At 52.5% G+C, this 25257-nt stretch carries 17 protein-coding genes; 6 read left to right on the plus strand and 11 right to left on the minus strand.

Annotated elements, in window-relative coordinates; genetic code table 11:
• Nucleotides 1-3 precede the first annotated feature (3 nt).
• Together KK083_RS14460 and KK083_RS14465 are read right to left on the minus strand one after the other, a co-directional pair.
• Nucleotides 4-1143, minus strand: coding sequence for a PAS domain-containing sensor histidine kinase (locus tag KK083_RS14460; RefSeq protein WP_254163964.1), 1140 nt, complete (start codon nucleotides 1141-1143; stop codon nucleotides 4-6).
• A gap of 37 nt (nucleotides 1144-1180) precedes the next feature.
• The gene (locus KK083_RS14465) at nucleotides 1181-1858 is read right to left on the minus strand and encodes a LuxR C-terminal-related transcriptional regulator (protein ID WP_254163965.1); all 678 of its coding nucleotides are present in this window, start codon (nucleotides 1856-1858) and stop codon (nucleotides 1181-1183) included.
• 249 nt (nucleotides 1859-2107) lie between these two features.
• Here KK083_RS14465 and KK083_RS14470 point away from each other — a divergent pair, with 249 nt between their 5' ends.
• On the plus strand, nucleotides 2108-2497 hold the full coding sequence (locus tag KK083_RS14470) for a response regulator (protein WP_254163966.1): 390 nt from the start codon (nucleotides 2108-2110) through the stop codon (nucleotides 2495-2497).
• Here the strand turns inward: KK083_RS14470 and KK083_RS14475 are convergent.
• Entirely contained in the window at nucleotides 2472-4391 is a 1920-nt protein-coding gene (locus KK083_RS14475) for an ATP-binding protein (RefSeq protein ID WP_254163967.1), read from the minus strand. The genes KK083_RS14470 and KK083_RS14475 overlap by 26 nt on opposite strands.
• Nucleotides 4392-4613: 222 nt before the next feature.
• Complete coding sequence (locus KK083_RS14480; protein ID WP_254163968.1) at nucleotides 4614-10964, minus strand: S8 family serine peptidase; 6351 nt, start codon at nucleotides 10962-10964, stop codon at nucleotides 4614-4616.
• Between the two features lie 478 nt (nucleotides 10965-11442).
• Between KK083_RS14480 and KK083_RS14485 the strand changes: the two genes are divergently transcribed.
• Nucleotides 11443-11817, plus strand: coding sequence for a VOC family protein (locus KK083_RS14485; RefSeq protein ID WP_254163969.1), 375 nt, complete (start codon nucleotides 11443-11445; stop codon nucleotides 11815-11817).
• 149 nt (nucleotides 11818-11966) lie between these two features.
• Here KK083_RS14485 and KK083_RS14490 read toward each other — a convergent pair whose 3' ends face one another.
• From KK083_RS14490 to KK083_RS14505, 4 genes are read right to left on the minus strand one after another with little or no spacing between them, the layout of a single operon-like run.
• Nucleotides 11967-12836: a 2-hydroxy-3-oxopropionate reductase gene (locus KK083_RS14490; RefSeq protein ID WP_254163970.1), complete on the minus strand. Its 870-nt coding sequence runs from the start codon at nucleotides 12834-12836 to the stop codon at nucleotides 11967-11969.
• A gap of 49 nt (nucleotides 12837-12885) precedes the next feature.
• Entirely contained in the window at nucleotides 12886-14331 is a 1446-nt protein-coding gene (locus KK083_RS14495) for a GntP family permease (protein ID WP_254163971.1), read from the minus strand.
• Nucleotides 14328-15113, minus strand: a complete 786-nt coding sequence (locus KK083_RS14500) for an HpcH/HpaI aldolase family protein (RefSeq protein WP_254163972.1) — start codon at nucleotides 15111-15113, stop codon at nucleotides 14328-14330. The genes KK083_RS14495 and KK083_RS14500 overlap by 4 nt, the downstream gene beginning before the upstream one ends.
• Before the next feature lie 22 nt (nucleotides 15114-15135).
• Complete coding sequence (locus tag KK083_RS14505) at nucleotides 15136-16431, minus strand: glucarate dehydratase family protein (RefSeq protein WP_254164201.1); 1296 nt, start codon at nucleotides 16429-16431, stop codon at nucleotides 15136-15138.
• Between the two features lie 332 nt (nucleotides 16432-16763).
• Between KK083_RS14505 and KK083_RS14510 the strand changes: the two genes are divergently transcribed.
• From KK083_RS14510 to KK083_RS14525, 4 genes are all read left to right on the plus strand, one after another.
• Complete coding sequence (locus tag KK083_RS14510; protein WP_254163973.1) at nucleotides 16764-17636, plus strand: hypothetical protein; 873 nt, start codon at nucleotides 16764-16766, stop codon at nucleotides 17634-17636.
• A gap of 120 nt (nucleotides 17637-17756) precedes the next feature.
• Nucleotides 17757-18677: a helix-turn-helix domain-containing protein gene (locus KK083_RS14515; RefSeq protein ID WP_254163974.1), complete on the plus strand. Its 921-nt coding sequence runs from the start codon at nucleotides 17757-17759 to the stop codon at nucleotides 18675-18677.
• Nucleotides 18678-18901: 224 nt separating this feature from the next.
• Nucleotides 18902-19642: an SDR family oxidoreductase gene (locus KK083_RS14520; protein ID WP_254163975.1), complete on the plus strand. Its 741-nt coding sequence runs from the start codon at nucleotides 18902-18904 to the stop codon at nucleotides 19640-19642.
• 88 nt (nucleotides 19643-19730) lie between these two features.
• Nucleotides 19731-20483 (plus strand): SDR family oxidoreductase, encoded by a 753-nt coding sequence (locus KK083_RS14525; RefSeq protein WP_254163976.1) that lies wholly within the window; start codon nucleotides 19731-19733, stop codon nucleotides 20481-20483.
• Between the two features lie 90 nt (nucleotides 20484-20573).
• On the opposite strand, the gene KK083_RS14530 is transcribed toward KK083_RS14525, so the two are convergent.
• The 3 genes from KK083_RS14530 to KK083_RS14540 are packed head-to-tail and all read right to left on the minus strand — an operon-like array spanning nucleotide 20574 to nucleotide 25257.
• The gene (locus KK083_RS14530) at nucleotides 20574-22688 is read right to left on the minus strand and encodes an ATP-binding protein (RefSeq protein ID WP_254163977.1); all 2115 of its coding nucleotides are present in this window, start codon (nucleotides 22686-22688) and stop codon (nucleotides 20574-20576) included.
• The gene (locus KK083_RS14535) at nucleotides 22685-24328 is read right to left on the minus strand and encodes a tetratricopeptide repeat protein (RefSeq protein ID WP_254163978.1); all 1644 of its coding nucleotides are present in this window, start codon (nucleotides 24326-24328) and stop codon (nucleotides 22685-22687) included. Before KK083_RS14535 ends, KK083_RS14530 begins: the two co-directional genes overlap by 4 nt.
• A complete protein-coding gene (locus KK083_RS14540; protein ID WP_254163979.1) occupies nucleotides 24325-25257 on the minus strand; it encodes a PorP/SprF family type IX secretion system membrane protein in 933 nt (310 codons plus the stop codon). The genes KK083_RS14535 and KK083_RS14540 overlap by 4 nt, the downstream gene beginning before the upstream one ends.

A 25257-nucleotide genomic window follows, 5' to 3' on the forward strand; every position in this document is an offset into this window, starting at 1 on the left:
GGCTCAGAGGGAGTGGCCCCTCTCCCTCTCTTCTGCTTTGTGCTGGTGAGCCAGGGGTACGCCCGCGGTGTCAATTTTCGGAAGCCGAAGCGTAAAAGAGGTTCCTTCGTTCTCGACGCTTTCGAACGAGATCGCTCCATCCATCAGCGCCACGAGCTTGCTGACAATATACAACCCCATGCCTACAGAACGTTCGCCCCGGAGGCCAGGCCGCCCTGCCGGACTGTTCCGTTGGAACACCAGGCTTTTCAGATGATTGGGAATGCCAACGCCGTAATCCCTTACCGTGATGGAGCAGTGATCGTCCTCATCATGGAGGATGATCTCGATGGTGCTCCCGGACGGCGACCACTTGACGGCATTCGAGAGCAGGTTGTTGACCACCTGCAGGAATTTGACGTCGTCGGTGCTGAAATACAACGCATCGAAAGTTTTGATGAGCACGAATTGAAAATCGGGATAAGCCTTGCGGAACCGTTCCAGCACCGTATCGATCTTCCCCACCAACTCAAACCGGTTCTTTTTGGTATAAATATGCTCCGATACGAGGTGCTCTTCCTGTAGGAACTCCTCAACGATATCGGTACAATGCTGGACGTTTTCCCTGATCAGCCTGATGTGCGCGGTCATATCTTCCAGGTTGTGGGTTTTGACCATACCTTCCAGCGATCCGATGATGTTCATGGTGACGACCAGCGGACCGCTCAGGTTGTGCGTGATCATATCCAGCAGCGTGTTCTTTTTGGCGCCATAGTTAATGATGTAGTTCTCGTGCTCGCGGATGTTGGTAATATCTTTAAGGATACCAACGATGTACTTTCCGTTCTCGATCATGTAACAGTTGGAAGATACGTTCCTGATACTGCCGTTGTGAGACCGCACCATAAATTCAACGTTCTCGATCCTGCCCTCTGTCAGAAGCCGGTCAAATTCAGTTTGAAGGTAATCGAGGTCCTCCTGGATGATGTGATTGATAAAAAAGGCCGGTTGATGTTTGAACGCCGAATGGCTGATGTCGAATAACCGGACGGTAGCGTCGTTGACGTATTCCAGGTGGTTACGACGGCGGCTGATCATGAAGATCCCGTCGTTAGACAGGTCTCCGATCGCCCCAAGCACAGAAAGAAGGTTATTTTTTGTCATCGCCTTGCGAATACGCAAAAGCGGAAAGAAACCATGCCTACTTTTCGATCAGCCCTCTCATGGAAGCGTAAGCAATGAGCTCCACGGTGTTTTTGACCTGGGCTTTCTGCACAAGGTTCTTCCGGTGTGTCTCCACCGTTTTTTCAGTAATAAAGAGCTTTTCAGAGATATCACGCGATGAATATCCGCCCGCCAGCAATTGTAGAACCTCCTTCTCTCTTTTCGAAAAGAACTCGTCTGTGCTTCGCAGGGTGTCTTCAATCCCCGCCAGGAACTTGTTCAGGTTCTTGAGCTTCTTGGAGGTCTCTTTGCAGATGTACTTATTGCCGGTATGCACAACCTTGATGGCGTGGATAAGCTCTTCGTAGCCCGCTTTTTTCGATACGAAGCCCATGGCCCCGGCTTTCATGATCCTGGCCACCCTGTCTGCATCGTCATAAACCGAATGGGCGAGCACTTTGATCCGTGGCGCGGTCTTCTGAAGCTTTTTGCAGATCTCAAATCCATCGGGTGTTTGCAGGTGCTCCATCGAGTCGAGGTAGATATCGAGTAAAAGAACGTCGATCTCTACGGTTTCGATGGCTTTCATCAGCTGGTCTCCCTGCTGCGCATCACCTACGATGTTGATCTTAGGATCCTGCGACAAAAGGAACCTGATGCCGTCCCGTATGATCTTATAGTCTTCAAGGTGGAATACATTGATGCGTCGTGGCATTTCCAGTGGAGGTATGGTTGTGTAATTCAAGTGCGCGAATAAAAGAGCAAGATCCATAACATCATAAGATTCACCTTAAAAACAGATAAAAATCCGGGTTTATCCGGATGATAACTCTTTACGATCCTGCCTACATTTGTTCCACGTTATGAAACGGAGACCTGCTGACTGCAGTTCATACCATTCCGAAAACAAGTGAGGTTATGACGTATTTTTCCGAAGCAGCAATACCTCGCTGAAACTAACAACATGACAATATTTTACGCTGACGATGATCAAGACGAGCTCGACTTCTTTCGTGAAGCCCTGAAATTGATCGATCCTTCCATTGAATGCGTGACTGCTTCCAATGGGCGGGAAGCGTTACAGCTGCTCGAGACCATCGGGACACCCGGTGTTATTTTCCTAGACCTGAATATGCCCGGGATCGACGGCGAAGGCTGCCTGGTAAGCATCAAGAACAACGCACGCCTGAAAGATGTTCCGGTGATCATCTACTCAAGCACGGCCGATACCAAAGACAGGTATATGTTGCAGGCAAAAGGTGCCTTTAAGGTGATCAAAAAGATCTGGGGCATTGCACAGCTCAGCCGCGAGATACATTCTGTGATCGTCAGCGCTCCTTCAACGGCAAGGTGAACGTAAACCGTGTGCCCCGGTTCCGTGAGCTGTCCACCTGAATACTGCCGCCATTGTTGGCAACCATTTCTTTTGTGATGAGCAGGCCTATGCCTGTACCCTTCTCCTGGTTTGTCCCGCTGGTTGTAAAATGCCGGCCCGGCTGAAAAAGGTTCTGGATGGCAGGGGCAGTCATACCGATACCACTATCTTCAACGCTGACCTCCACGTGATCGTCGACATCTTTGCCGGTGATTTTGATAGCGCCTCCTTCGCGGGTAAATTTAACGGCGTTGGCCACCAGGTTTCGGAGGATGATCTCCACCTGGTTCTTGTCTGCCCAGGCCACCAGCTGTGGCTCCAGCTCATTGCTGAACTGCAGCTTCTTCGTTTCAATACTTTCCTTCAGCTGCTGGGCAACCTTGCCGGCAATATCGGCCACCACGATCTTCTCCGGTTCTGTCTTGTGATTGCTGAGCTGCGCTTTCGCCCAGTGCAGCAGGTTTTCGAGCGCATTGCCCGACACCTCGAGCTGATGGCCCAGCTTCGCTGAAAGCTGCACAAACTCTTCCTGGCTCAGGTGCCCTTCCCGGAAAAGGGCCAGTACCGAGCTGAGATTTTTCACCGGCCCGCGGAGGTCGTGGCTGATCACAGAAAACAATTTGTCTTTGATGGTATTGAGGCGCTCCAGCTCGGTGTTGGAGGTGTATAGTTTCTGGTTGACCCGCTTCCGGTGCATGCCTGTTCTGAAACCGATAAAGGCAAGAGACGCCAGCAACAGGATGATAAAAGCGAAAGCGATACCGATGTATTTTTGCTGCCGGATCACCAGCAGGTTTGCCTCGTTGATCTTTTTCAGCAGCTCCAGCTCCTGCTGCTTCTGGTTAAACGTGTAGGTTGACTGCAGCTGCCTCAGACTTCTTCCATTCACATTCGCCTGCTTGTCCTGCGCTATCTGGTGAAACTTCTTGTGGTATTCGAAGGCCCTCCGGTAGTCGCCGGTGGATGCATACAGAAGCGCATAGCTTTCATTGATGTAATCCATGGGATTGAAGAAGTCGTTGAACATGATCTTCCGGTCGCGGATAATGCTCACAGCACTGTCGAGGTAGATCTTTCCCATCGCATAATTCTTTTTGAGAACGTAGATCCTTCCCAGGTGCGCGTAGGTCTCGATCTCATTTTCAAACTCGGGGGTCTTCCGGATGAAGGCAAGGTTCCGGAAATAAAAATGCAACGCGCTGTCATATTTCTCCATGCGCGCATGGATGCTGCCGATGTTCCCTGCCAGGATGCCCATCCAGGCCGTATCATTATTTTCTTCAGCGATCCGGTAAGCATTCCTGAAGTCGCGGATGGCGGCGGCGTATTGTTTCTGGTGGCGCCGGATGAGGGCAAAACCGTTGTAGCAATTGATGCGGGTTCTGTGATCGAGCGAGTCGCCTGCGAGCGCCAGCGTTTTTTCATAATACTCCGCGGCCTCCTCGTAATTTTCGGCTTTGTGCTGGACCAGCGCCACCTCGAAGCAGCTCAACGCCTGGGCGAGTTTTTTGTTTTGCTTTCCGTACAGATCGGCGCTCTCCATAAAGTACTTGATCGCCTCATCCATCCGCCCATCGGCGAACATCGTACCTGCCCAGCCATAAACATCGGGCAGCAGATGTTCGGCATAAGGCTTCTGACGTGCAATGTCCAGGATGTGCATCACCTCATCATTGCTGAAAGAAAGTTTACCGGATTTGAAGGCCGTGATCATTTCCCGGAAGGCCCGTTCGAAATCCTCCCGCGTATCACCCTGCTCCAGCTTTTCAATGTAGTCGTTGGTGGATTGTGACATACCCGCGATCGTAATGAAATTCATGAGCAGCACTACGATGAAAAAAAGAGAGCTCCGGACCTTGCAGAAATCGGGCATGTAGACAATATAACAAAACTCTCAAAAATGAACGAACATGAGCGTGTTTTTCTGGGGGTGGGTGGTTAGATTTTTTCACTTCATCCGGAGTCAGGGGACTGGAAGTCAGGAGTCAGGAGAAGGAGTAAGGAGTAAGGAGTAAGAATTAAGGAGTAAGAATGGGGCTCTTCGAGAAGAAAGTGTCCTACACCTGGACCTGGGTGTAGGACACTGGGGTGGAGATTAGCGAACCACTAATTTTTTAGAGAACCGTTTGCGGTCGATGATGACGTTTACCATGTAGACGCCCGGGGTGAATCTTTCGTTGAGGGCGATGGTGACGGCGCTGCAGCCGGCATCACACCGGGTGATCTCAGAATGCACTACTGTTCCGGTCATGGAAGTGATCTCGACCTGCCATGCGCCGGCAGACCACTGATCGGCATCCGTGGAGAATGACAGGGTGACGGATCCTCTTTCGGCGGGATTAGGATAAAGACCTATTTCACCGATCGTTCCGCTTCCTTCCGATGCTCCCATAACAAGATCGCCTTTCGCGCTGCGGGCTGCCACGCCGTCAAGCCCTGGCGACAACCTGCTGCCAGGGATCGGCCCTTCAAACGTGCCATCGGGAAGCTGCCAGGCCACCGCCACGTGATCGTTGCCATTTGCCTCCTTGTGAAGTGCTTCGATATAGTATCGTGAACCTGCCACCAGGTTTATCGCCACCGATTTTTGTGAAGGGTACTTATCCCACTGCCGCGGACGGGTGCTGGCGGAAACACTCGCGATCTTTACCCGCTTGGCGCGGTCTGTATCGGTGCTCAGCCAGAGCTCGCTGTTGTCGTCGCTGGCGATCCAGAAAGTATAGGTGCCTGTCTGGGGAACACATATATAACCCCGGAGGCGGGCTCCGTAGTTGTTCTCGAAATATTGCGGTGTTTCGAAGCTCGTGATCTCGGTGATCAGTGCCGGCGGATTGTCTACCGGGATGGAAGACACGGACGTGCCGGGTATGGCAGGCCAGAAATCCCACATCAGGGTACCGGTGCCAGCGCAGGCAGGAGCGACGATCTCTTCGAAGGGCATGAGCCTGTTGCCGGCAATGGGGCGCTCGAGTGCTCCACCAGGAAGCTGCCAGCCAACGGCGAGGTGATCTGTGCCCGTGGCTTCCTTATGCAGTGCTTCAATGTAATACCTGTACCCGGCCTGTAAGGTGATGGCAGCAGATTTTTGTGTTGTGTACTTATCCCACTGCCTTCGTTGCGTGTGGCCCGTTACGGAAGCGATCTTTACCTTGTTGGAAGGAGAATCATCTGTGCTGAGCCACAATTCACTCTGGTCATCACTGGCGATCCAGAAGGTGTAAGCACCGGTTGTAGGCACACAAAGATATCCCCTGATCCTGCTTCCATAATTGTCACCCGCATTGCTGGGTGATTCGAACAGGGAGAGTTGGCTTACGGAAGACGGCGGATCCTTCAACGGAATGACGGAGACCGTTGTACCGGTGATGCCTGTCCATACCTCACGCCGGATGGTGCCCGTTCCTGCGCAGTGCTGGCCATCCACCACAATGTTAACGGTTGCCGAATCCACTGCACCGAAATTATCGGTAGCCTTTACCTTGAGATCATAGTTGCCGGCAGCGACGTTGTTCCATCGGAAGAAATATGGAGCGGTGACATCGGTGCCGAGCTTCACGTTGCCATTGTAAAACTCCACCTTCACCACACCGCCATCGTCAGAAACTTCTGCTGCGATCTCAACGGATGCGGGCGCTGTGAAGTCTGCTCCTTCGGCGGGTGAAGTAATGGTCACCACAGGTTTGCTGTTCTGAGGTGTGGTAAAGTTCAGCGGGAAAAGGCGCACACCGGGAATGGGAAACTCCTGGCGTCCACCCGGGATCTCCCAACCTACGGTGAGGTGATCGCGGCCCGTACCTTCCTTGTGCAAGACCTCGATATAATACTTGCGGCCAGCCTCCATATAAATCAGCGCCGATTTTTGTGAAGGGTATTTTTCGTATTGCCCCCGGTCAACGTAATTATTGAGGTAAGCGATCTTCGCCTTGTTAGCGGGATTCAGGTCCGTGCTCAGCCAGAGTTCGCTGTTGTCGTCGCTGGCAATCCAGAAAGTGTACTCACCACTATAAGGAGGTTGAATATATCCGCGGAGCCTCGCGCCGTAGTTGTCACCATATCCATAGGGCGCCTCCAGGCTCGTCATTTCTATCACCGAGGTCGGTGGCGTATTCACGGGAATGCTCGCTACGGTTCTACCGGTAACATTGGTCCACTCCTCGCGCGTGATGCTTCCGGAGCCGTTGTTCGTAGAGGGCAGCACATTGAACGTTATATCCAGGAAACTATAACCATGCGCAGGGTCGTTGGTCAGGAAATATCCATGGCGGCGTCCAAAACCCTCCCGGAGCTGCGTAGCGTCGAGCGTTACAATAATTTCCCGAGTCTCGCCTGCCGTGAGAGTGCCCTGCTGCGTTTCGATGGTCACCGCGTCATCATCGTCGTACATATAGAACGCAAATTGCACCTTGTTCCGCCCTGTATTGCTTACCTCAAAAGTTTGCGTGGTTATTTCACCCTGCTGCACCTGCATGTCGATACGCCCGGGCGCGGTGAAAATGCTAAGCTCCTCCCACACCCTGATAAAAACAGGCACCTCGAGCGTAAGATCTCCGTCGAGGTCGGTAACGATCTTTAACGTATCGTAAAAAAAGCCCGGGCCGCCGGCAGACGCGTCATATTCCAAAACAATACTTTCGGAGCTGCGCACAGATATGTTGCCTCCTCCCGGCGTGGCGCTCAATCCTGGCAGGTCGGAAATAACCTTGTAGTTGAATGGAATACCTCCTGTATTCTTCACGTCCAGCTCCATGGTAATACGCTCGTCGCGATAACCGGTGGCGTTAAGCTGGCTTGTGGAAACCGTCAACGATCCTTCACCCGTCACGGTAACCGTTGCAGGCACCGTCACCTCGCTGGCCTCATCAATGTGCGCAACGATATCGGAGTGATAGGTGCCAAACCTCATCGCGGTGCCATCAATGCCGAGCGCAATGGCCGTGGAGCCGCCTGCCGGGAGCACACCTGAAACCGGCGAAGGGTTAATGTGTCCGGGAACGTGCTCACCAACATGCATGTCAAGCTCATCGATGTCGAGCATTGGACCTGCGCTGGCTGCCGTGCAGATGAAAGCCACTTCATTGATGGAAGGCCCGATGTTGTAACCTGTGAAAACTTTTTTATTGTTCACGTAAAGATCGAAAGTAGGAAAACCTGAGCTGCCATCGCCATAACTGTTGTGTTCTACGGCCAGGTCGAAATACCCCTCAGGGATCTCTGCGTCGATCCGGTTCCAGAGAATATCGTAATTCTCATCTGTAGACATTACATCGATGGTGCGGTCTGCATTGATCTGGATACGGGTGACCACATACGTCCAATGATCCTGCGGCACGATCTGCCATGCGGCACCTTCGATGTCATCAAAATTGACCCGCATCGATACCGTTGTGATCTGCGGATATTCATCGGGCATATAGTCTGGCATCAGCGTGGGTGAGATGGCCAGCGTGGTCTGCCCGCCAACAACCGCGGTGCCCCGCAGGTGTTTTTGTCCGTGATCCGGGCGAGCGGTTTTCACTTCCCATCCTTCGTTGGCATACCAGCCCTCCTGGTCGTTCACGGCGCGCGCCTCAAAATTTTCAAAACCTGTTGCATACTGGTCTATCTGAACGGCAGCCGTGCTCACACCAGTTCTTTGCCGGGCTGCATCGGTCTGCTGTGTATTGGTCTTTGCTAGTCCTGGTTGTGATAGCAGGAGCGCATCCACTTTCGTGGGATCGGGAGCCGGACGGGCCTGATAATCCTCGGAAGCCTTCGCCCTTGCGTTCGTGGAAGATCGCTGTTTCTCCTTTTGGATGGTGGTAGACCCAAGTCCTTTGTTGACTACTTCAATCCTGAAATTTCTATCGAACGATCCATTATTTTTGAGCACGAGGGTGCGCTGCGAAACAGTACCCTGTGCAATTGTTTCTTCAATGGAGGCGGGCGTAACGGCCACGGGAGCTTCGTTCAACCCCTCACCTGCTACCGCGATTGTCAGCGTGGGATGCGCGGCATCGTTGGTATAGAGCGTTACCCTTTTGCTTTTTAGTCCGGGAGAAGCGGGTGAAAAAGTGATCGTGATCGTGGTGTCATGGAAGGCAGGGATGCTGAGGTCTCGGGAAAGACCCGTGGTAAACTCTGTGCTGCCTGTCTCTGCCCTGCTGATAACGAGCGGATCGGAGCCTGCGTTGTGGAGCGTGATCTTCTTTGAGGCCGAGGTTCCGATCTGCACGCTGTTGAAGTGGATGCTGTCCGGGCGCACCGAGGCAATGGGCGCATTGTTGTTGGTGACTCTCAGGGTCAGTGGTATTATGAGCAGGCTTCTTTCCGGGTCGTTCGACTCCACGCGGAGCTCTTTCCGGTAAGTGCCGGCCAGCAGGTTGGCAGCATCGAAGGTAACGGTGATCACCTGGCTACTGCCGGGCGCGAGGTTGCCCTGTTCCGGGCTACAGGCAGCGAAGTCATTTTCAACTACAGCGTTGGCCAGGCGGAACTTGAGCGGGCCGGGTCCCGTGTTCCGCACTGTAAATGTACGGGTCGACTTTTGTGCGGTTTGCAGATCAACGGTCAGCAATGAAGGGGTTATCTGAATCACTGGCGCCTGCACTGTGGTCTTCGAGATAACATTGGAGATCGCGGAGCGGTTGCCTTCAAAATCAATTGCCTTCACGGCGAAATAATACAAGGTGCCGCCAGACAAGCCTGTTACTGTAAACTCCTGCTTGCTTCCCGCGGGCGCGGATGCCGGGGGATCGCTGACGGCCGAAGCCGAGCTGAAGTTAGATGCCGTGATGGGCGTCTTCGAATAACGGATGTCATAAGAAGCAACAAAACCTCCCTGGTCTGCTGGCACGGTCCATGACAACGTCTCTGTACCGATGTCGCTGTCCGTGATGGAGAGATTTGTAATGGCGGCAGGCGCGGTGTGATCGGTGTCGCGCAACGCTGCGCCGGCATTGAGCAGACCGCTGCCCATCTTTCCGTTGTAGGCAGGGTTGCCCGTATCCAGTGACGAAGCAGTGGAACGCAGCCGCTCCCTCACTGCTTCGGGAGAAAATCCTTTTTTGCCATACTTCGAGACCACCAGCGCAGCAGCACCCGTCACATGCGGACAAGCCATGGACGTGCCCTGAAAAAAACCGTAGAGGCCCCCGGCCAGGGTGCTCAACACACCTTCGGATTCAATGTTATCTGTTTCGCCTCCCGGCGCTGCAATATCAACCCACGTGGCGTAGTTGGAATACCACGCCTTGCCGTTCTTATGCGTTGTGGCTGCCACGGCAAAAGTGGATGCGTAGTAACCGGGATAGTATTTGTCCTGAGAGTCTGAGTTGCCTGCCGAAAAAACCACCAGCCCTCCTTTCATGGGACCGGTCTGAGCTCCTGTTTCATCCTGCCCAGCCTCAGCAACAAAATAATCAATGGCGTCGAGCACCGCCTGCTCATACACACCGGGGCTGATGTACCCCCAGCTGTTCTGGGAGATCACGGCGCCATTGTCGGCAGCATAAACGTATGATTCCGGAAATCCATCAGCTTTGAAATAACCGAACACGGCGCATGACATCAGCCTCACACCGTCGCCAGTTCCGGAACCTCCCGCCACACCTGCCACGCCGATGCCGTTATGTGTTACGGCCGCGATGGTACCTGCCACGTGTGTTCCGTGATCATCGGCATTGATAGCACCCGTGTCATCTACAAAACTGTAGCCGTGCACGTCGTCAATGAAGCCGTTATTGTCATCATCGATGTTGTTTGCTGCCACTTCACCCGGATTTACCCAGAGGTTGGCTTTCAGGTCGGGGTGATCGAGTTGGATGCCTCCATCGGTAACGGCTACGATCACCTCCTTTTTACCTGTGGTGCTCTGCCACGCATCGAAGAGCCGGATGTCTGCGCCGGGGGTTCCACCGGTCTGCCCCGTGTTGTTGTAATGCCACTGCTCCGCCAGCATGGGATCGTTAGAAGGGCCATTGAGGGCGGCCGCGGAAGAGAGGGATTCCGTGACCACCACCGGTCCGAAGTTCTCATGCTCCGAACCCACAATGACTTTTTTGTGAACAGGCTCCGCTTCTTCAACCTGGATGAGTGTTTGGTAAGCGGAAACAGCCTGCAAGACAGGAATGGGTGATTCGATGCGGATCTCATACCAGCGATGCAGCGCATGCCTGCGATGACGTGCTTCAAATTTTCCTGCGCCCCGGAAAAGGCGTCTGAATTGAGTCACCTTGAACCGCCGGTTAAAATCATCGAGAGAAGGAACGCCGGTGAGCACAACGCCCTCGGCTGTACGCACCATAGCCGAACGCTCCAGCGTGGTCGCCAGCGTCTCCGATACTTTGATGCGCACCAACCCTTCGTGTACTGCCTGACCGTTCTGACTCCAGGCAGTGGTAATGGCGAAAAATAAAATTGCAGATACAAGAATAAAGCGCTGCACGTGTAGCTTGTAGAGTTTTGTCATATAGCAAGGGATTATTGTCCGGTCTTTTACAGCTCAGGGTAAGCCTGTGGATCGCTGCAGGAAAAAAGAATGCCACGGCTGCTATACGAAAGAGCGGCTGCACAGCATACGCGATTTCGCGTATGAAAGAAATGATGCCGTAATGATGTGCGTTATTTTATCCTCAAATGTTTCGTGTGCATCTGAAAATTCTACAGCTTATCGGAGAAATGTCCTCGAAGCCGCCGTAATTCCAATAGGAGCCGGAATGTCTGCCTGACTGCTTGACTATTGTCGTTGAATGGAGTGAGTAGGAGAAGTCAGGAGCCGAAGGAGAAGAAAGAGAAATAGTAAGTAAGTAGAGATGATTTATGGCTGGTCGGTCACAACCGTAAGGCGTTTTTCCTGGTGACCTCTTTTTACAACTTTTTACAATCCCTCTAAAACCAAAGCGATACTTCGCACCGTCATGAGACCAGCACCTAACTCCTGACGAAGCATGAAACACCTGACACCTAATCTTTTCGTGGAAGACATCGACGATTCGATCAGCTTTTACCGGGAACTGGGGTTTGAGGTGATCGGTACATTTCCTGAGCAAGGCGCATACCATTGGGTGATGATGTCGTGCGGCAACGTAACGCTTATGCTTCAGACATCCTCAAGTTTTGAAGCAGAAATGCGGGAAACCGGTCAGTCTTTACAAGAGCCCTTTCTGCTCTACATCGAAATGCAGGATCTCGAAAGGTTCTTCTATTCCATCCACAACAAGGTGACTGTTTTGAAAGGCATCAGTGAAAATGCCGATGGCACACCGGAGTTCACCATCAGGGATACAAACGGGTATGTGATCACTTTTGCAGCGGGAGAATGAGCAATACCTGACCTCGCAAGGTTGGTGGCCTTGGCGGGCTTGTTGTTGAAGAACACCAAGGGCACACCGTGAAGACTCCAACAACGGCACACCAACAGGCTTGTTGGTGAAGAACACCAACAAGGGCAGGGAGCACCGACAAGGGCGACCTATTCCGATAATTTTTCCATCAGTAACGCAATGGCACTGTGATCGAGATCGCCGTTTCCTTGCGCAAGCAGGGCGTCCATGTGGGCGGCTACCTGCGCACAGCCGTAGAGTGGCACGGAGAATTCCCTTCCGGTTTGCAGGGCGATGTTCATATCTTTGCGGTGAAGCTTTACCTTGAAGCCAGGTTTGAAATTACGTTCGATGATCCTTTTGCCGTGGAGGTCGAGGATACGACTCTGCGCAAAACCTCCCAGCAGGGCCTCGCGCATTTTCTCCAGGTTCACGCCTGCCTTGCGTGCCAATGTGAATGCTTCGGCAACAGCCTGGATGGTCATGCCCACGATCATCTGGTTACAGGCTTTTGTGGTCTGGCCTGCACCCGGCTCGCCGATGTGAACTATGTTCTTTCCCATGGCCTGGAATAATGGCAACGCACGTTCAAAAGCTTTCGCGCTCCCTCCTGCCATAATGGAGAGCGACGCTGATTCGGCCCCTACCTGTCCACCGGACACCGGGGCATCAAGCGCCTCCACACCTTTCTGTTGCAACGTTGTGAACAGGTTCCGCGCGGCAGAAGGCGCAATGGTAGACATATCGATGAACAACGAGCCCTTACGAATTCCTTCCAACACACCTTGCGGACCCAGCACCACCTGCTCCACCTGCGGCGAGTCAGGAAGCATGGTAATGACCACATCTGAATTCTCCGCCACTTCCCTGCTGGTCCTGAATGACCTGGCACCCTCGTCAGCAAGCTCTTTCGCGGCCTTGTTCGTTTCAAGCACTGACAATTGATATCCTGCCTTGATCAGGTGCTTCGCCATGGGCTTACCCATGATGCCTAATCCAATGAATCCTACTTTTTCCATTTTTATAAAATAACGATTGGTTCAAATTTTGTCGCTCCCTGTATAAAAATCAGATCAGGGGAATAAACCTGGCGGCGATCATGATCACGATCAGCCCGGTACATCCCATTACAAAATTCATAGGTGAAAATGTTTTGAGCGCCTCGCGTTCTGTGAGGTTGCTCATTTTACACACGATCCAGAAGCCCGCGTCATTCATCCACGGCACCAGCTTCGATCCGCAGCCGATGGCCAGCCCGAGGTATAGGTGGTGATACTCCAGGTTGCCGCTGGCCATGCCTGCCAAGATCCCGGAAGCGGTGATCAGTGCCACGGTGGCTGAGCCCTGAGCCGTACGCACAACGGCGGCAATGATAAACGCCAGTGGTATAAGTGCCATCTGGTAGTTGCGGGTGAGCTCTTCAATGCGTGCGCTGATACCGGTTTGCTGCAGCATGCCACCGAAGGCACCGCCGGCAGCCGTGATCAGGATGATGCCTCCTCCTGTGCTCAATGCCGACTGCACAAAGCTGCTGACCCCTTCACGGCTGATCTTCTTTTGCCTCACCAGCAGCACCAGCGCCACGGCCGCCCCTGTGATCAACGCGATATTCTTGTCGCCAAAAAAATGGACGAAGCCGATCAGTGCGCTCACGGTTGATGTCTCTGCCGACCCCACTTTGTAAAACGAGTTCAGAAAGGTATCGGCACAAATAAAGATCAGGGGTATCAGCACGGGCAGCAGCGAGAACCACAGCGCCGGAAGTTGTGAATCGTCTTTGGCTGCAATATTCTTGAGGTCCTCCAGTTTTGCTTCCGCGGAATCGCGCACAGGCACGCTGGTCTTACGGCTCACCCACAGTGCGAAGAAATATCCTGACGTGGCGGTGATCACACCCAGTATGGTGCCGGCGATCATCATCATACCGATCGGGATCTGCATCTCGCCTACGAGGAACAGCGGACCGGGCGCGGGCGGCACCAGCGAGTTGGCCATTACAGCGCCCGCAAGAATGGAAAGCACCAGCAACAGGTATCTGCCCGTACGCAGCGCCATGGCTTTGGCCAGGGGCATCATCAGGAAAATGACGGTATCGAAAAATACCGGAACGCCGAGAAAAAAACTGCTGGCCAGGAACGCCACAGGTGCCTTGTTGATGCCGATGGCGTTCAGCAATGACCTCACGATGCGCTCTGCCGCGCCACTCTCCAGCATACACTTGCCGATAATGGCCGCCATGGCAATGAGGATGCCGATCTTGGTGCACGTGCTTCCGAACTCCGAAGCGATGCGCTCGCCAATGGTTTTATGTGCCATCTGCTTTGCGGCAGCGGGTGCCAGCGCTTTCGCCAGAAAAAACTGCTCGATGGCCGATGCAGGCGTCAGCAGGGCCACCACAAAGGCGCCCAGCAAAAGCGCGAGGAACGGATGCAGTTTCAATCCGATGATACCTCCCACCACAATGACCACACCTGTCAGCAAAATAAAGATAGGGTCGATCGTAAATGTGCTCATGGTTTGCCGGCGTTATGGGTTGAACGCATCGCCTGCATCCTGGCCGCCATGGCACGGGAGCCGTCAGCCACGAATGTTGCATCTGCACCGCAGCCGATGAACCTGATGCCCAGCTGATGATAGGTTGTGTAGTCGTCAGGATTGAAGAAGAGGATGCCGGTGGCTTTTCCGGCTTTCTGTGCTGCGTTCACGGTGGCGCGCAGGGCGTCTTTGAATCTTGGATGATCGAACTGTCCGAAGATACCGAGGTCCATGCTCAGATCAGCCGGACCGATGAACAGCACATCGATATTGGGAACGGCTGCGATCTCGTCGAGGTGATCGAGGGCTTGCGCGGTCTCGATCTGCACGATGCCCAAGATGTTCTCCGTTGCTGACGCATAGTACTCCGCAAAGTGCTGCCCAAAGCCGGTGGCCCGCACCATTTTTGCAACGCCACGGGTACCCGCAGGTGGATAGTGTAAGCCTTTGGCTACCATGGCTGCCTCGCGTCCATTGTTGATGTGCGGACACATGATGCCCTCCGCGCCCATATCCAGCACACGGTGGATGCGCTGGCCGGCAGCACTTTCTACCCTGACAAGGGCGGCGGTGTTGCTGTGCTCGAGGGCCTGCAGCTGCGACATCACATCCTTTTCTTCGCCGGCACCGTGCTCCAGGTCTATGAGCACCCAGTCGAACCCGGCACGTCCCACGATCTCGGCGGTTACGGCGCTGCCCAGGTTCAGCCAGCAGCCATGAAGGGTCTCGCCCTGTTTCAATCGTTTCTTCAGGTTCTTCATGAAGGTATTTTTCGTTCGTTGTTTACCAGCGCTCGGCCATGAACTTCCATCCCGGCTGCACTTTCTGCATTTCTATTTCATCGTCTCTTTTGGTGAGTCCGCTATCGAGATAATTCTTATGCAGCACAGCGAGCGCTTTCTTATCCAGCTCAACACCGAGGCCCGGTCCATCCGGCACCTGCACTGCACCATCTTCAAACCTGAAACGGCCCCGTGTGATGATCTCATCAGACTGCCATGGATAATGTGTATCGAGCGCAGAAGTAAGGTATGGCAAAGCGGCTCCAAGGTGCACCATGGCGGCGAGCGAAATACCGAGATGACTGTTGGAGTGCATGGAAATACCTCTCCCGAAAGTTTGACAGATGCGCCCCAGGTCCATGCAGGCACGCAAGCCACCCCAGAAATGGTGATCGGTGAGAATGATATCTTCCGAGCCGAGCCGGATGGCCGCGGGAAGATCTTCGAACGACGTGGTGCACATGTTGGTGGCAAAGGGAATGTTCACCTGCTTTCGCACCCTGGCCATGTTCTCCTGGCCCCGCACCGGATCTTCAAGGTATTCGATGATTCCTTCGAGCTTTTTGCCGTACGTAATGCCTGTCTCCATTTTCCATACGGCGTTGGGATCGATGCGCAGCGGCACACCTGGTCCGAAAGCTTCCCGAAGCGCGTACATCGCATCGACCTCTTGCTGCGGTTCGAACACACCTCCCTTGAGCTTGAGCGATTTGAATCCAAATTCTTTTTGCATGGCTTTCGCCTGTGCTACGATGCCTGCAGGATCGAGTGCTTTCGACTGGCGAGCTGCGTCCCATCCTTGGGCCTTTGGATCTGTTTTGAATCCGAGCTTTCCGCCGGCACCTTCATATTTGTAAAAGAGATAAGCGGCGAAGGGAACGCGGTCTCTCATCTTTCCACCCAGCAGGTCAACCACGGGCCGCCCTGTTACTTTGCCCATGATGTCGAGGCAGGCTACTTCGAGGGCACTGTAAATGTGCACAAGCTTTCGCTGATCCCAGGGTGTGTTGCCACGTTCTGCGGCGGTCTCTTTTCCGAAGGCATCCATGAGCTTTTGCCGGATGCTGTTCAGTTGAAAAGGGTCCATTCCTCCGATCAGCTTAACAGCCGAGGCCAGCGCTTCGAGGGTACTTACGTTGCCGGGGATCTCGCTGATGCCCGTGATGTTGTCAGCCGTAACGATCTCCACTACGATCCTGAGTGCGTAAGGTGCATGCAGTCCCGCGGCATTGAGCAACGGAGGATCTACTGTGGCGATGGGTGTTACATTGATCTCTTTGATAATGGGAGTCTTCATACCGGAAGTGATGTTGCTGATGCGCGTCTGGAGCGGTGAAAGCATCATGGTGCTCAGGGCCATGCTGCCGGCGCTGGTCTTTTGAAGAAAAGTACGTCTCTCGTCTGAAAAAGAGTCTCCTGCCTGTTCCGGTTTACCAGGCACGGTCTGCGTTGTTCTTTTGAACCACATATTACCTGTATTGTAAAGATCCTACAAGAATTTGACGTGCGGCGGCGCAGACTTCCTGACAAAGGAAGCTCATAAAATGTAAGGTTATTTCTGAAACTAACCAAGAAAGGACGGAAGGTTTGATTTATCGTCCGCCGGCGCATATTTTTAAGGTTCATTCTATGCAGTACAAGTCACCGATCCCACTGCTGCGGTACGCGGGAATAGACATCAGGAACATCGATGTTGCACAGCTTAACAAGGCGAAGAAAGCGCTCCTGACCGAGCTGGACATATCTGAAAACAAAAGCCTGCTCGTTGACGGTGATGAACTGACCAAAGACGATATCATATCCATTTTTGATGACGTGAAGGATCAGCAGGTGCTGCAGTTTCATCAATGGATCCATAATAGCCCCAGGCTGCTAAAGCTGATCCGCGATGGTGAAGTGGACGCCGGAAAGAAGGGTATCTTTTTTGACAGCTCATGGCGTTATCACCGTGACTTTGATGCGTTCAGGGAATTCGTGTCTCCCTACCTGGCACAACCACTCGCAAAAGCCATTGACCGGGCCTTCCGGGCGAGAAAGCTCAAAGAGGCTGAGCTGATCATGGCGGAGCACTACCTGATCTCGGATTTCTATTTTGACGAAACTTTTGGCAGGCTCAATCGTTCGCTGAATACACTCGCGAAAGAGATCAAAGCATGCGAGCCAGGCAGCACATCGCTTCAGCGTTTACATTTCGAGTACATCAAACGTGCTTTCATCGACTTTCTGAATGCGTTGCCCGAACAACTTTCAAGTGACCGCAAGACCATCGTAACCAGCCTCATCAATCTCTCGGTCAAGATCCAGCACAAGGAACCTCAATTCTGCTATGATCTCTACCTAATCCTGAAAAAAGTGAAGTGTGATCCGGACACACGGGAAATTATAACACACAACCTGGAGATCTTCGTCCGTTACAAAAACGAAAAAGAAAATGCATCGCCCTGGCGTTTTGTAGGATTGGCGATACTGCTGTTGTCGGTGTTGGCGAGGGCTTGTAGTTGAAATCAGAAGTCAGGAGAGGGAGAAGGAGTAAGAATTAAGGAGTAAGGAGGAAAAATCCCAGTTAGAAGAAAGTAACCGGGGCTGCTATTTTTAACAAAGGATTCAACCGATATTCGTTGTATGAAGCAGAAAGAAGGCATCGTGATCTACGAAAACCTGTACAGCACGTACAAGAACCTGGGACTGCCGGTTGACACGATCAGCGAATCGAAGGATTTTACCATTAATGACCTCGCCAGGATCCATCGTGAGTTTCCCTTCCGGTCGTCGGTGTTCAGGCCCAGCTACTTTTCTTTTGTCTTTGTAAAAAATGCGCACGGAAAATACACCACAGACGACCTTACTTTCGATACGGTTCCCGGCACCATTTACTTCACCAATCCGGGCCACCATAAAGCGTTCGAGTGGTTTGATATGAAGGAGCTTTACCTCATCACGTTGAGTGAATCATTCCTGAAAGAAAATGTGCACCCTGAGATCTTTGAAGAATTCCCGTTCCTGCTGGCGGAGACCGTGAGGCCCAGAACGCTGGACCCGGACACCTTCGCCGAATTTGAAAAGCTCTACCTGCAGATCGACAAAGAATACCAGGGCACCTCGCCTTACAGGACCAGGATCATCGGCAACCTCTTTGTTGTGATCCTGCTCAAGATCAAAGCGTACTTCTGGTCGGATTACAATCCCATCTATGAAGGGAACAGGAGCTCACAGATCGTCAAGACCTTCAAGGAAAACCTGGAGAAACATTTCCGCGACCTCGCCGATGGACGGGAACAGTCCTTATTCCAGGTACAGGACTACGCACGGCTGCAGAGCCTCAACGCCAACTACCTCAGCAACGTGATCAAAAGTAAAACCGGTAAATCCATCAGCGCATGGATCGCCGACAAAACGATCGCGGAAGCTAAATCACTGCTCAAAAATTCTGCGATCTCCATTAAACAGGTGGCCTTCCAGCTCGGTTTTTCAGAATCGAACCACTTCAGCAACTATTTTAAAAAACATACGAACCTCACGCCGAATGCTTTTAGAAAGGGTTAGAAGTTTGAAGTTTCAAGTTTAAGGTTTCAAGTTGCGCCGGATCTCATTGCTCCAGGTATCAAAGCAACCGCCCTCGAAACGCACTCCTCCACCAACTTTAAACTTTGAACTTTAAACTTTAAACTCCCCACCACCTTTGATATTTACACCTCCTCCTGTGAAATCTGTACTTTTTTGGAAGGCCTTTGCCCGACCTTTGATTCATCAATCAAACACAAAAGCATATGAGCAAAGTAAAGGACAAAGTCGCCATTGTAACAGGATCATCAAAAGGTATAGGTGCAGCGGTAGCCAAAACCCTGGCCCGCGAAGGTGCCAAAGTAGTGGTGAACTATGCGGGCAGCAAAGAAGCTGCTGAACAGGTGGTAAAAGAGATCGAATCAAACGGAGGTATCGCCATCGCCGTCAAAGCCGATGTGAGCAAAGCCGATGAAGTAAAAGATCTGTTCCGCGAAACCATTCTTACCTTCGGCCGCGTAGACGTGCTGGTGAACAACGCCGGCATCATGATCACCAAACTGATCGCCGATACCACCGACGACGATTTCACCAGGCAATTCGACATCAACGTAAGAGGTGTGTTCAACACCCTGCGCGAAGCCGCTACCCAGCTGGCCGACAACGGAACTGTGATCAACTTTTCCACCTCGGTGAACCGCATCATGCTGCCCACCTATGGAACTTACGTGGCCACAAAAGCAGCCGTTGAACAGCTCACTCGCGTATTTGCAAAAGAAGCCGGCAAACGCAACATCAACGTGAACTCCGTTTCACCCGGCCCCACCAACACCGAGTTGTTTACCGCTGGGAAATCTGACGAAACCATCAGCCGTCTCGCATCACTCTCGGCCTTCAACCGCATCGGCGACCCTCAGGACATTGCCGAAGTAGTGCTGTTCCTCGCCAGCGATGAAGCAAAATGGATCAGCGCACAGAACATAGGAGTGAATGGAGCGATGGCGTAGCCTCACCCGGCTCGCTTCGCTGCCACCCTCTCCACGGTGTGGAGAGGGTAGGGTGAGGTCGACGAATCAACTTTTAAACACTAATAATATGAATACATTACATAATAAGGTTGCAGTTATTACGGGATCTGCACGTGGATTGGGTAAGGCTATTGCTGAACGGTATGCTGCTTTGGGAGCGAGTATCGTTGTGAACTACTCAAGAGATAAGGCTTCGGCCGAGGAAGTGGTAAGCAATATTACGGCGATGGGCGCGAAGGTGATCGCTGTGCAGGCGGATGTCACGAAGGTGAAAGATGTGGAGCGGTTGTTCGCGGAAGCTAAGAGGGCTTTTGGCAGGATCGATATTGTGGTGGCCAATGCAGGCATCGAGCTGATCCAACTGCCGGTGACTGATTTTACAGAAGAACAGTTCGACAGGGTCTTCAGCATCAACGTTAAGGGCGCGTACTTCACGCTGCAACAGGCTGCCAGGGAGATCGCCGACAATGGCAGGATCATCTACATCTCTTCGAGCACTACCACCTCCCCTGTTCCCGGCATGGCCGTTTATGGCGGAAGCAAAACCACACCCAAATACCTGGTGGAGATCCTCGCCAAAGAGATCGGGCACCGCGGAGTAACCGTGAACTCGATCATTCCGGGTCCGGTGGAGAACACAGGCGTGTTTACGGAGATGGGAAAAGAAGACCCTTTTTACCTCGAGCTGCTCAAAGGATCACCGATGGGAAGACTCACCACAGTAAACGACGTTGCCGACATCGCCGAGTTCTTCGCCGGCGACCTGTCAGGATTCGTTTCAGGCCAGCACCTGCTGGTGAATGGGGGGTCGATTTATTAAAATACCGGTCGACAGTCCACCGTCCACGGACCACAGCCTTGAGGTGTGGACTTCCTGCTGTGGACTGTCGACCGTGGACTGCGGACCCCTCTAACTAAGCTGGAGTTCCGTAGCTACCGCTACTTCTACTACCGGAGCCTCTTTCAACGGAAGCCGCACCACAAACCTCGCGAACTTATCGGGTACGGATTCAACGGCGATGGTTCCCTCCAATGCTTGCACTGATTTACGAACGATATAAAGGCCCAGCCCGTTACCTTTCGATTGCTCATGTCCCTTGAAGAACATATCAAAGAGCCTGTTGTGAATGGCATTGTCAACGCCGATACCATTGTCGAGCAGGCTGAACTCTACCTGATCGCCTTTGATGGACGCGGTGAACTCGATGCGCGCGTTTTCAGCGCCCTTCATCATGCTGTAGTAGATGGCGTTCTCGATGAGGTTGGCGAGGATCGCTTCGATCAGGTTCGGATAGGAATTGATCATCAGGTCCCCGGGGCAGTCGATCACAAATTTAACCCGGTTGTCTTTTACGGTCTTGCTGTAGTTGTACCAGGTATTCTCCACAACCTCGAGCAGCGTGATGGACGAGAAATTGCTGGGCTGGTTGATCTCGCTGATGATGCTCAGCTTTTTCAGGAGCTTGTCCATACCGATGGTGGTCTGTACCACACGGTCGATCAGGTCCCTGGACTCTCCGCTGGAAAGATGATAAGCGATATTACAAAGACCGATGATCGAACACACCGGTGAACGCAGGTCGTGCGAGGCACGATACAGGAACGTGTCGAGCTCACGGTGTGCTTCGGCCAGCAGCTTTGTGCGTTCGGCCACAAGTCCTTCGAGGTTTTCGTTGATACGTTTGATCTCCGCATTGGCTTCCACCAGCTCCTTCTTCTGCTTCCTGAGCCTGATGCTGAACCTGACGAGGAGAACGATCAGGATGGCAAAAACACCGGCAACACCGAGGATGATCATCAGCTGCCTTCGGAAGACGCGTTGCTCCTCGAGTCGCTGTGCTTCACTTTCGGAAAGTTTATTTTCAAGATGTTCCAGGTTGAAGAACTTCTCCTTTATTCCGTCGATGATCTGACGGTAGTCGTTCTGGTTTTTGAAGAACAGGCTTTCGTTCTGCCGCAGCAGCAGCTCCAGCAAAGTAAGGTCAGACAAGAGCCGGGCCCTGGTGGCGGCGTCCATGTTCTCAACACCTCCCACAAGCTTGTCCTGGATGAGCTTGATCTTCTGATCGAATTCCGTGCGCTGATCTTCCAGCATCTTTCCTTCCAGCCGCACCTGTTCCAGCAAATTCTTGATGTCTTCGGCCACCAGCGACGAGTCGGAGATCCGGCCGATGAAATTGGTCCTTTCCACCCGGATCACTGAATCCTCGAGCTGCTTCACCAGCGAGTTGAACTTCGCGTCGAGCTTCGCTTTCATTTCAGGACTCAGGTCTCTCATCTGGTAGTTCTTGAACACAGCGTAGAAGACGGTGATCGACTGAATGGAATCGAGCATGGAAAGATCGAAGTTTTTAAAGTACTCTTTGGCTGCGGGCTTCGACGCCGCCTCACCCGCCTCACCCGGCTTGCTGCGCTCGCCACCCTCTCCACTGCGTGGAGAGGGATCAATCCGCTCCGCTATTAACACATTCTCTGTTTCAGATGTTTTGAGGCTGATGATGCGATAGCCGGGAATGCTGAACTGGGTTGCGGCGCCTACCTGTTCATCTAACGCCAGGGGCAGCTCGAATTTGCCCGACGCATTGCTGGAAACTGTTACTGTCTTTTTGCCGGCGTAGGTGATCTTCGCATTGGCAACAGCTGCGTTGCTCTTGTCTCTTACGAACCATGGTGTGACCTGGTAGCTCTTCTTCCGCACAATCACCTCCAGTGTGCCCTTGCTGTAATTCCAGGAGGCTGCTTCCAACTGGTCGTTGCTGAGGCGTACTGATTTTACGGGAAGGTCGCTGTCGGACAATTCGATGAAAGCAGAACCTTTGCTGCCAACGCTGACGAACTCGCGGCCATTGATGGATACCTCCACATTCTTCATGGGCTGCAGTTGCTGATCGAAGGTTTTGACCTGCACCATGTGCTTGTCCTGGGCGTGCACGGTCGTTGCCATGCAAAGCAAAGCGCCCGTGAAGAAAAATATTGAATAGCGCGTAACGACGGCCATTAAGCGCTGCTGTACGGTTCGTTTCATTTTACTGTCTCATTTTCTGGTTCCTTGAAAGTGTCCTTGATAAGCACAATTTCATGTATGGTATGTTGTTTACGCTGCCTCGGTATTTCAAGGCTCACGATATTTTCGTCGTTGGCTTCATTCCTGACCTTCAGCTTATACATGCTGAAATACGGAATGGTGATGGTGAAATTCCCCACGGAATCAGAAACTGTTTCGTATACGGTGACGCCCCGCAGGTTGTCGATGAGATAAACTTTTGCATTGGGCATACTTTCCAGTGCCGACGAATCGCTCCAGCTATGCTCCCTGTACTTCACCAGGCCTGTGATCTCGAGCGGATAGGATTGAAGGTCTACGTCAAATTCGTAAATATCGTCATCAACGCCTTTGCTGCCGCGGTTTGAAGAGAAGTAGCCATGTGTGCTCAGCGAGTCGATCACCAATCCGAACTCATCGAAGTTTGTATTTAGCGGGTAGCCTGCGTTCCTGGGTTCGCTGAAACCTGTTGTCGTGCTGTCGGACCTGAAGATGTCCAGTCCACCGAAACCGGCGTGTCCGTTAGATGAAAAATAAAGCACGCCGGAATGATGAAAATAGGGGAATACCTCATCGTAAGGCGTGTTAACAAACTCTCCGAGGTTCATAGGTTTTGTCCATTGACCATTTTTGTACGCAGACCAGTAAAGATCTTTTCCGCCAAAACCTCCTTTCATATCGGAAGTGAAGTACAGGACCTTGCCATCTTCCGTGATGGTGGGATCGCTGATAGAATAACTTGAACTGTTGTACGGAAATGCCTGGGTAACTTTCCAGACACCCGATTGTTCTGCCGCAAAATACAGCTGTAAAGTCCTTTCTCCATTGGCACCCGTGCTATTTCCCGTCGCTACGAACACCATTTTATGTGAGCGGTCGTAAAAGGCTACGGGGCCGGCGTGGAACTTTGCGCTAAGCTCTTTGCTGAAGATGACGGGCTTACCATACCGGCGTGTTCCATTGCTTTGCGCGGATGTATCCTTATGAACAGGCGAATAGTAGATCCTGTAAAACGGCGCGTTGGAAGCTGCGTCGATCTTGCTCACCACCTGCACCTCCTTGCGGTTGGACATGAACACCAGTCCTTTCCCGGATGGAACAGCAGCAAGGTCACCATATTCCGAGTTCAGTGGCACCGGCCTCACCGCATAGTGAAGTGAGTCTTCGTAGAGGTATTTGATATTCGAAAGTTGCCAGACCTTCTTCAGCACGAGCTCATCATCCGGCACCTGGGCGAGATAACGCCGGTAACTGTCAATGGCCTCCTTGTAATTTTTAAGGCCGGCTTGTGCTTCGGCGTAGTAAAACTTATCGATGGCGGTAAGATTGTTGCCAGACTTCTGGTGCTCGTCATACACGGCGATCGCATCCTGGTAGCGCCTGAGAAAATAATAACAACGGCCAATTTTCAGGGTAACTTCCCGCGAAGGTCTTTTCCTGGCAACATTCTCGTACAGTGCCAAAGCAGCTTTGAAGTTCTTCTTCTGAAAACGTTGATCCGCCATCTTCAGGTCACTCCTCATCAATGCAAAAACGGTCTCCTGGCACCGGCCTTGCGTGGACGCTGCCGCCCACAGGAGCAAGAAGAACAATAAGACTTCGGTTCTCTTCTGGTCCATCATCGGGGTGACGTTACATTTGACCGAACATACCGGAACAGGTAATTCACCATGATCTCATGCGATCCACTGCTCAGCCTCGAAATTTCACCGATCGGGTAATCATACGAATAGCCGAACTGAAGCTGTGGCGTGAGCTGGGCCTTGAGCAGAAAATCGATCGATTCCTGATTCCGGTAAGATAGCCCCAGCGTTAACACTTTCCGGAATACAAAGTTCATATTGATATCGAAAGAAACAGGCACGCCCGCAAAATATTTGATCAGCACACTGGGCTCAACCTCCGTGGTCTCGTTGAGCGGGAGGCGGTATTTGGAGAAGATGAAAAAATTAACTTTGCTCATCTGCACCGATAACGTATCATTCAGCTCGATGCGCTGCGGGATCAATTCAGGAGCGGAAACACCCCAATGGAACCGGGGACTTCTGAAGTACACGCCCATGCCGAAATCGATGAAAGTGTGGGTGATCAACGGATTGTACAGCTTCGGGTCGTTGCTGATGGTGCCTGCCAGCGAAGCGTAGTCAGACCTCCTGTTATGAACACCGGCCTGCAATCCCATGGAGAGATACGACCTGTCGCCGGTCTTCAGGTGGTAGGCATAGTTTGCCATGGCATCCAGGTTCTTGTGAACACCGATCTGGTCATTGATCAGCGTCAATCCCAGGCCCATGTGCTTTTTACCGAACAGCGTATGCGCCGATAATGACTGCGTGGAAGGTGCTTTGTCAACACCTGTCCACTGGGTGCGGTTGATAAAGGTGAGGCTCAGCGCTTCATCCGCCCCGGTGTAGGCGGGATTGATCACTACGCTGTTGAACATGTACTGGCTGAACTGAACTTTCTGCTGGGCAGCGCTACGCCATGCCGGTATCACCATCAGCAATACCACGGCAACTTTTACCAGCACAGCACCCAGTTCTTTCCTCAT

Source organism: Chryseosolibacter histidinae, from assembly GCF_018598225.1.
GTDB classification, from domain to species: Bacteria; Bacteroidota; Bacteroidia; order Cytophagales; family Cyclobacteriaceae; genus Chryseosolibacter; species Chryseosolibacter histidini.

Bases quoted from the DNA above. Each gene is read 5' to 3' on its own strand.
- KK083_RS14475 (WP_254163967.1), bottom strand. From the start codon at position 4,391: ATGCCCGATTTCTGCAAGGTCCGGAGCTCTCTTTTTTTCATCGTAGTG.
- KK083_RS14480 (WP_254163968.1), bottom strand. From the start codon at position 10,964: ATGACAAAACTCTACAAGCTACACGTGCAGCGCTTTATTCTTGTATCT.
- KK083_RS14530 (WP_254163977.1), bottom strand. From the start codon at position 22,688: ATGAAACGAACCGTACAGCAGCGCTTAATGGCCGTCGTTACGCGCTAT.
- KK083_RS14490 (WP_254163970.1), bottom strand. From the start codon at position 12,836: ATGGAAAAAGTAGGATTCATTGGATTAGGCATCATGGGTAAGCCCATG.
- KK083_RS14540 (WP_254163979.1), bottom strand. From the start codon at position 25,257: ATGAGGAAAGAACTGGGTGCTGTGCTGGTAAAAGTTGCCGTGGTATTG.
- KK083_RS14505 (WP_254164201.1), bottom strand. From the start codon at position 16,431: ATGAAGACTCCCATTATCAAAGAGATCAATGTAACACCCATCGCCACA.
- KK083_RS14535 (WP_254163978.1), bottom strand. From the start codon at position 24,328: ATGATGGACCAGAAGAGAACCGAAGTCTTATTGTTCTTCTTGCTCCTG.
- KK083_RS14515 (WP_254163974.1), top strand. From the start codon at position 17,757: ATGAAGCAGAAAGAAGGCATCGTGATCTACGAAAACCTGTACAGCACG.
- KK083_RS14500 (WP_254163972.1), bottom strand. From the start codon at position 15,113: ATGAAGAACCTGAAGAAACGATTGAAACAGGGCGAGACCCTTCATGGC.
- KK083_RS14485 (WP_254163969.1), top strand. From the start codon at position 11,443: ATGAAACACCTGACACCTAATCTTTTCGTGGAAGACATCGACGATTCG.
- KK083_RS14495 (WP_254163971.1), bottom strand. From the start codon at position 14,331: ATGAGCACATTTACGATCGACCCTATCTTTATTTTGCTGACAGGTGTG.
- KK083_RS14470 (WP_254163966.1), top strand. From the start codon at position 2,108: ATGACAATATTTTACGCTGACGATGATCAAGACGAGCTCGACTTCTTT.
- KK083_RS14525 (WP_254163976.1), top strand. From the start codon at position 19,731: ATGAATACATTACATAATAAGGTTGCAGTTATTACGGGATCTGCACGT.
- KK083_RS14460 (WP_254163964.1), bottom strand. From the start codon at position 1,143: ATGACAAAAAATAACCTTCTTTCTGTGCTTGGGGCGATCGGAGACCTG.
- KK083_RS14510 (WP_254163973.1), top strand. From the start codon at position 16,764: ATGCAGTACAAGTCACCGATCCCACTGCTGCGGTACGCGGGAATAGAC.
- KK083_RS14465 (WP_254163965.1), bottom strand. From the start codon at position 1,858: ATGCCACGACGCATCAATGTATTCCACCTTGAAGACTATAAGATCATA.
- KK083_RS14520 (WP_254163975.1), top strand. From the start codon at position 18,902: ATGAGCAAAGTAAAGGACAAAGTCGCCATTGTAACAGGATCATCAAAA.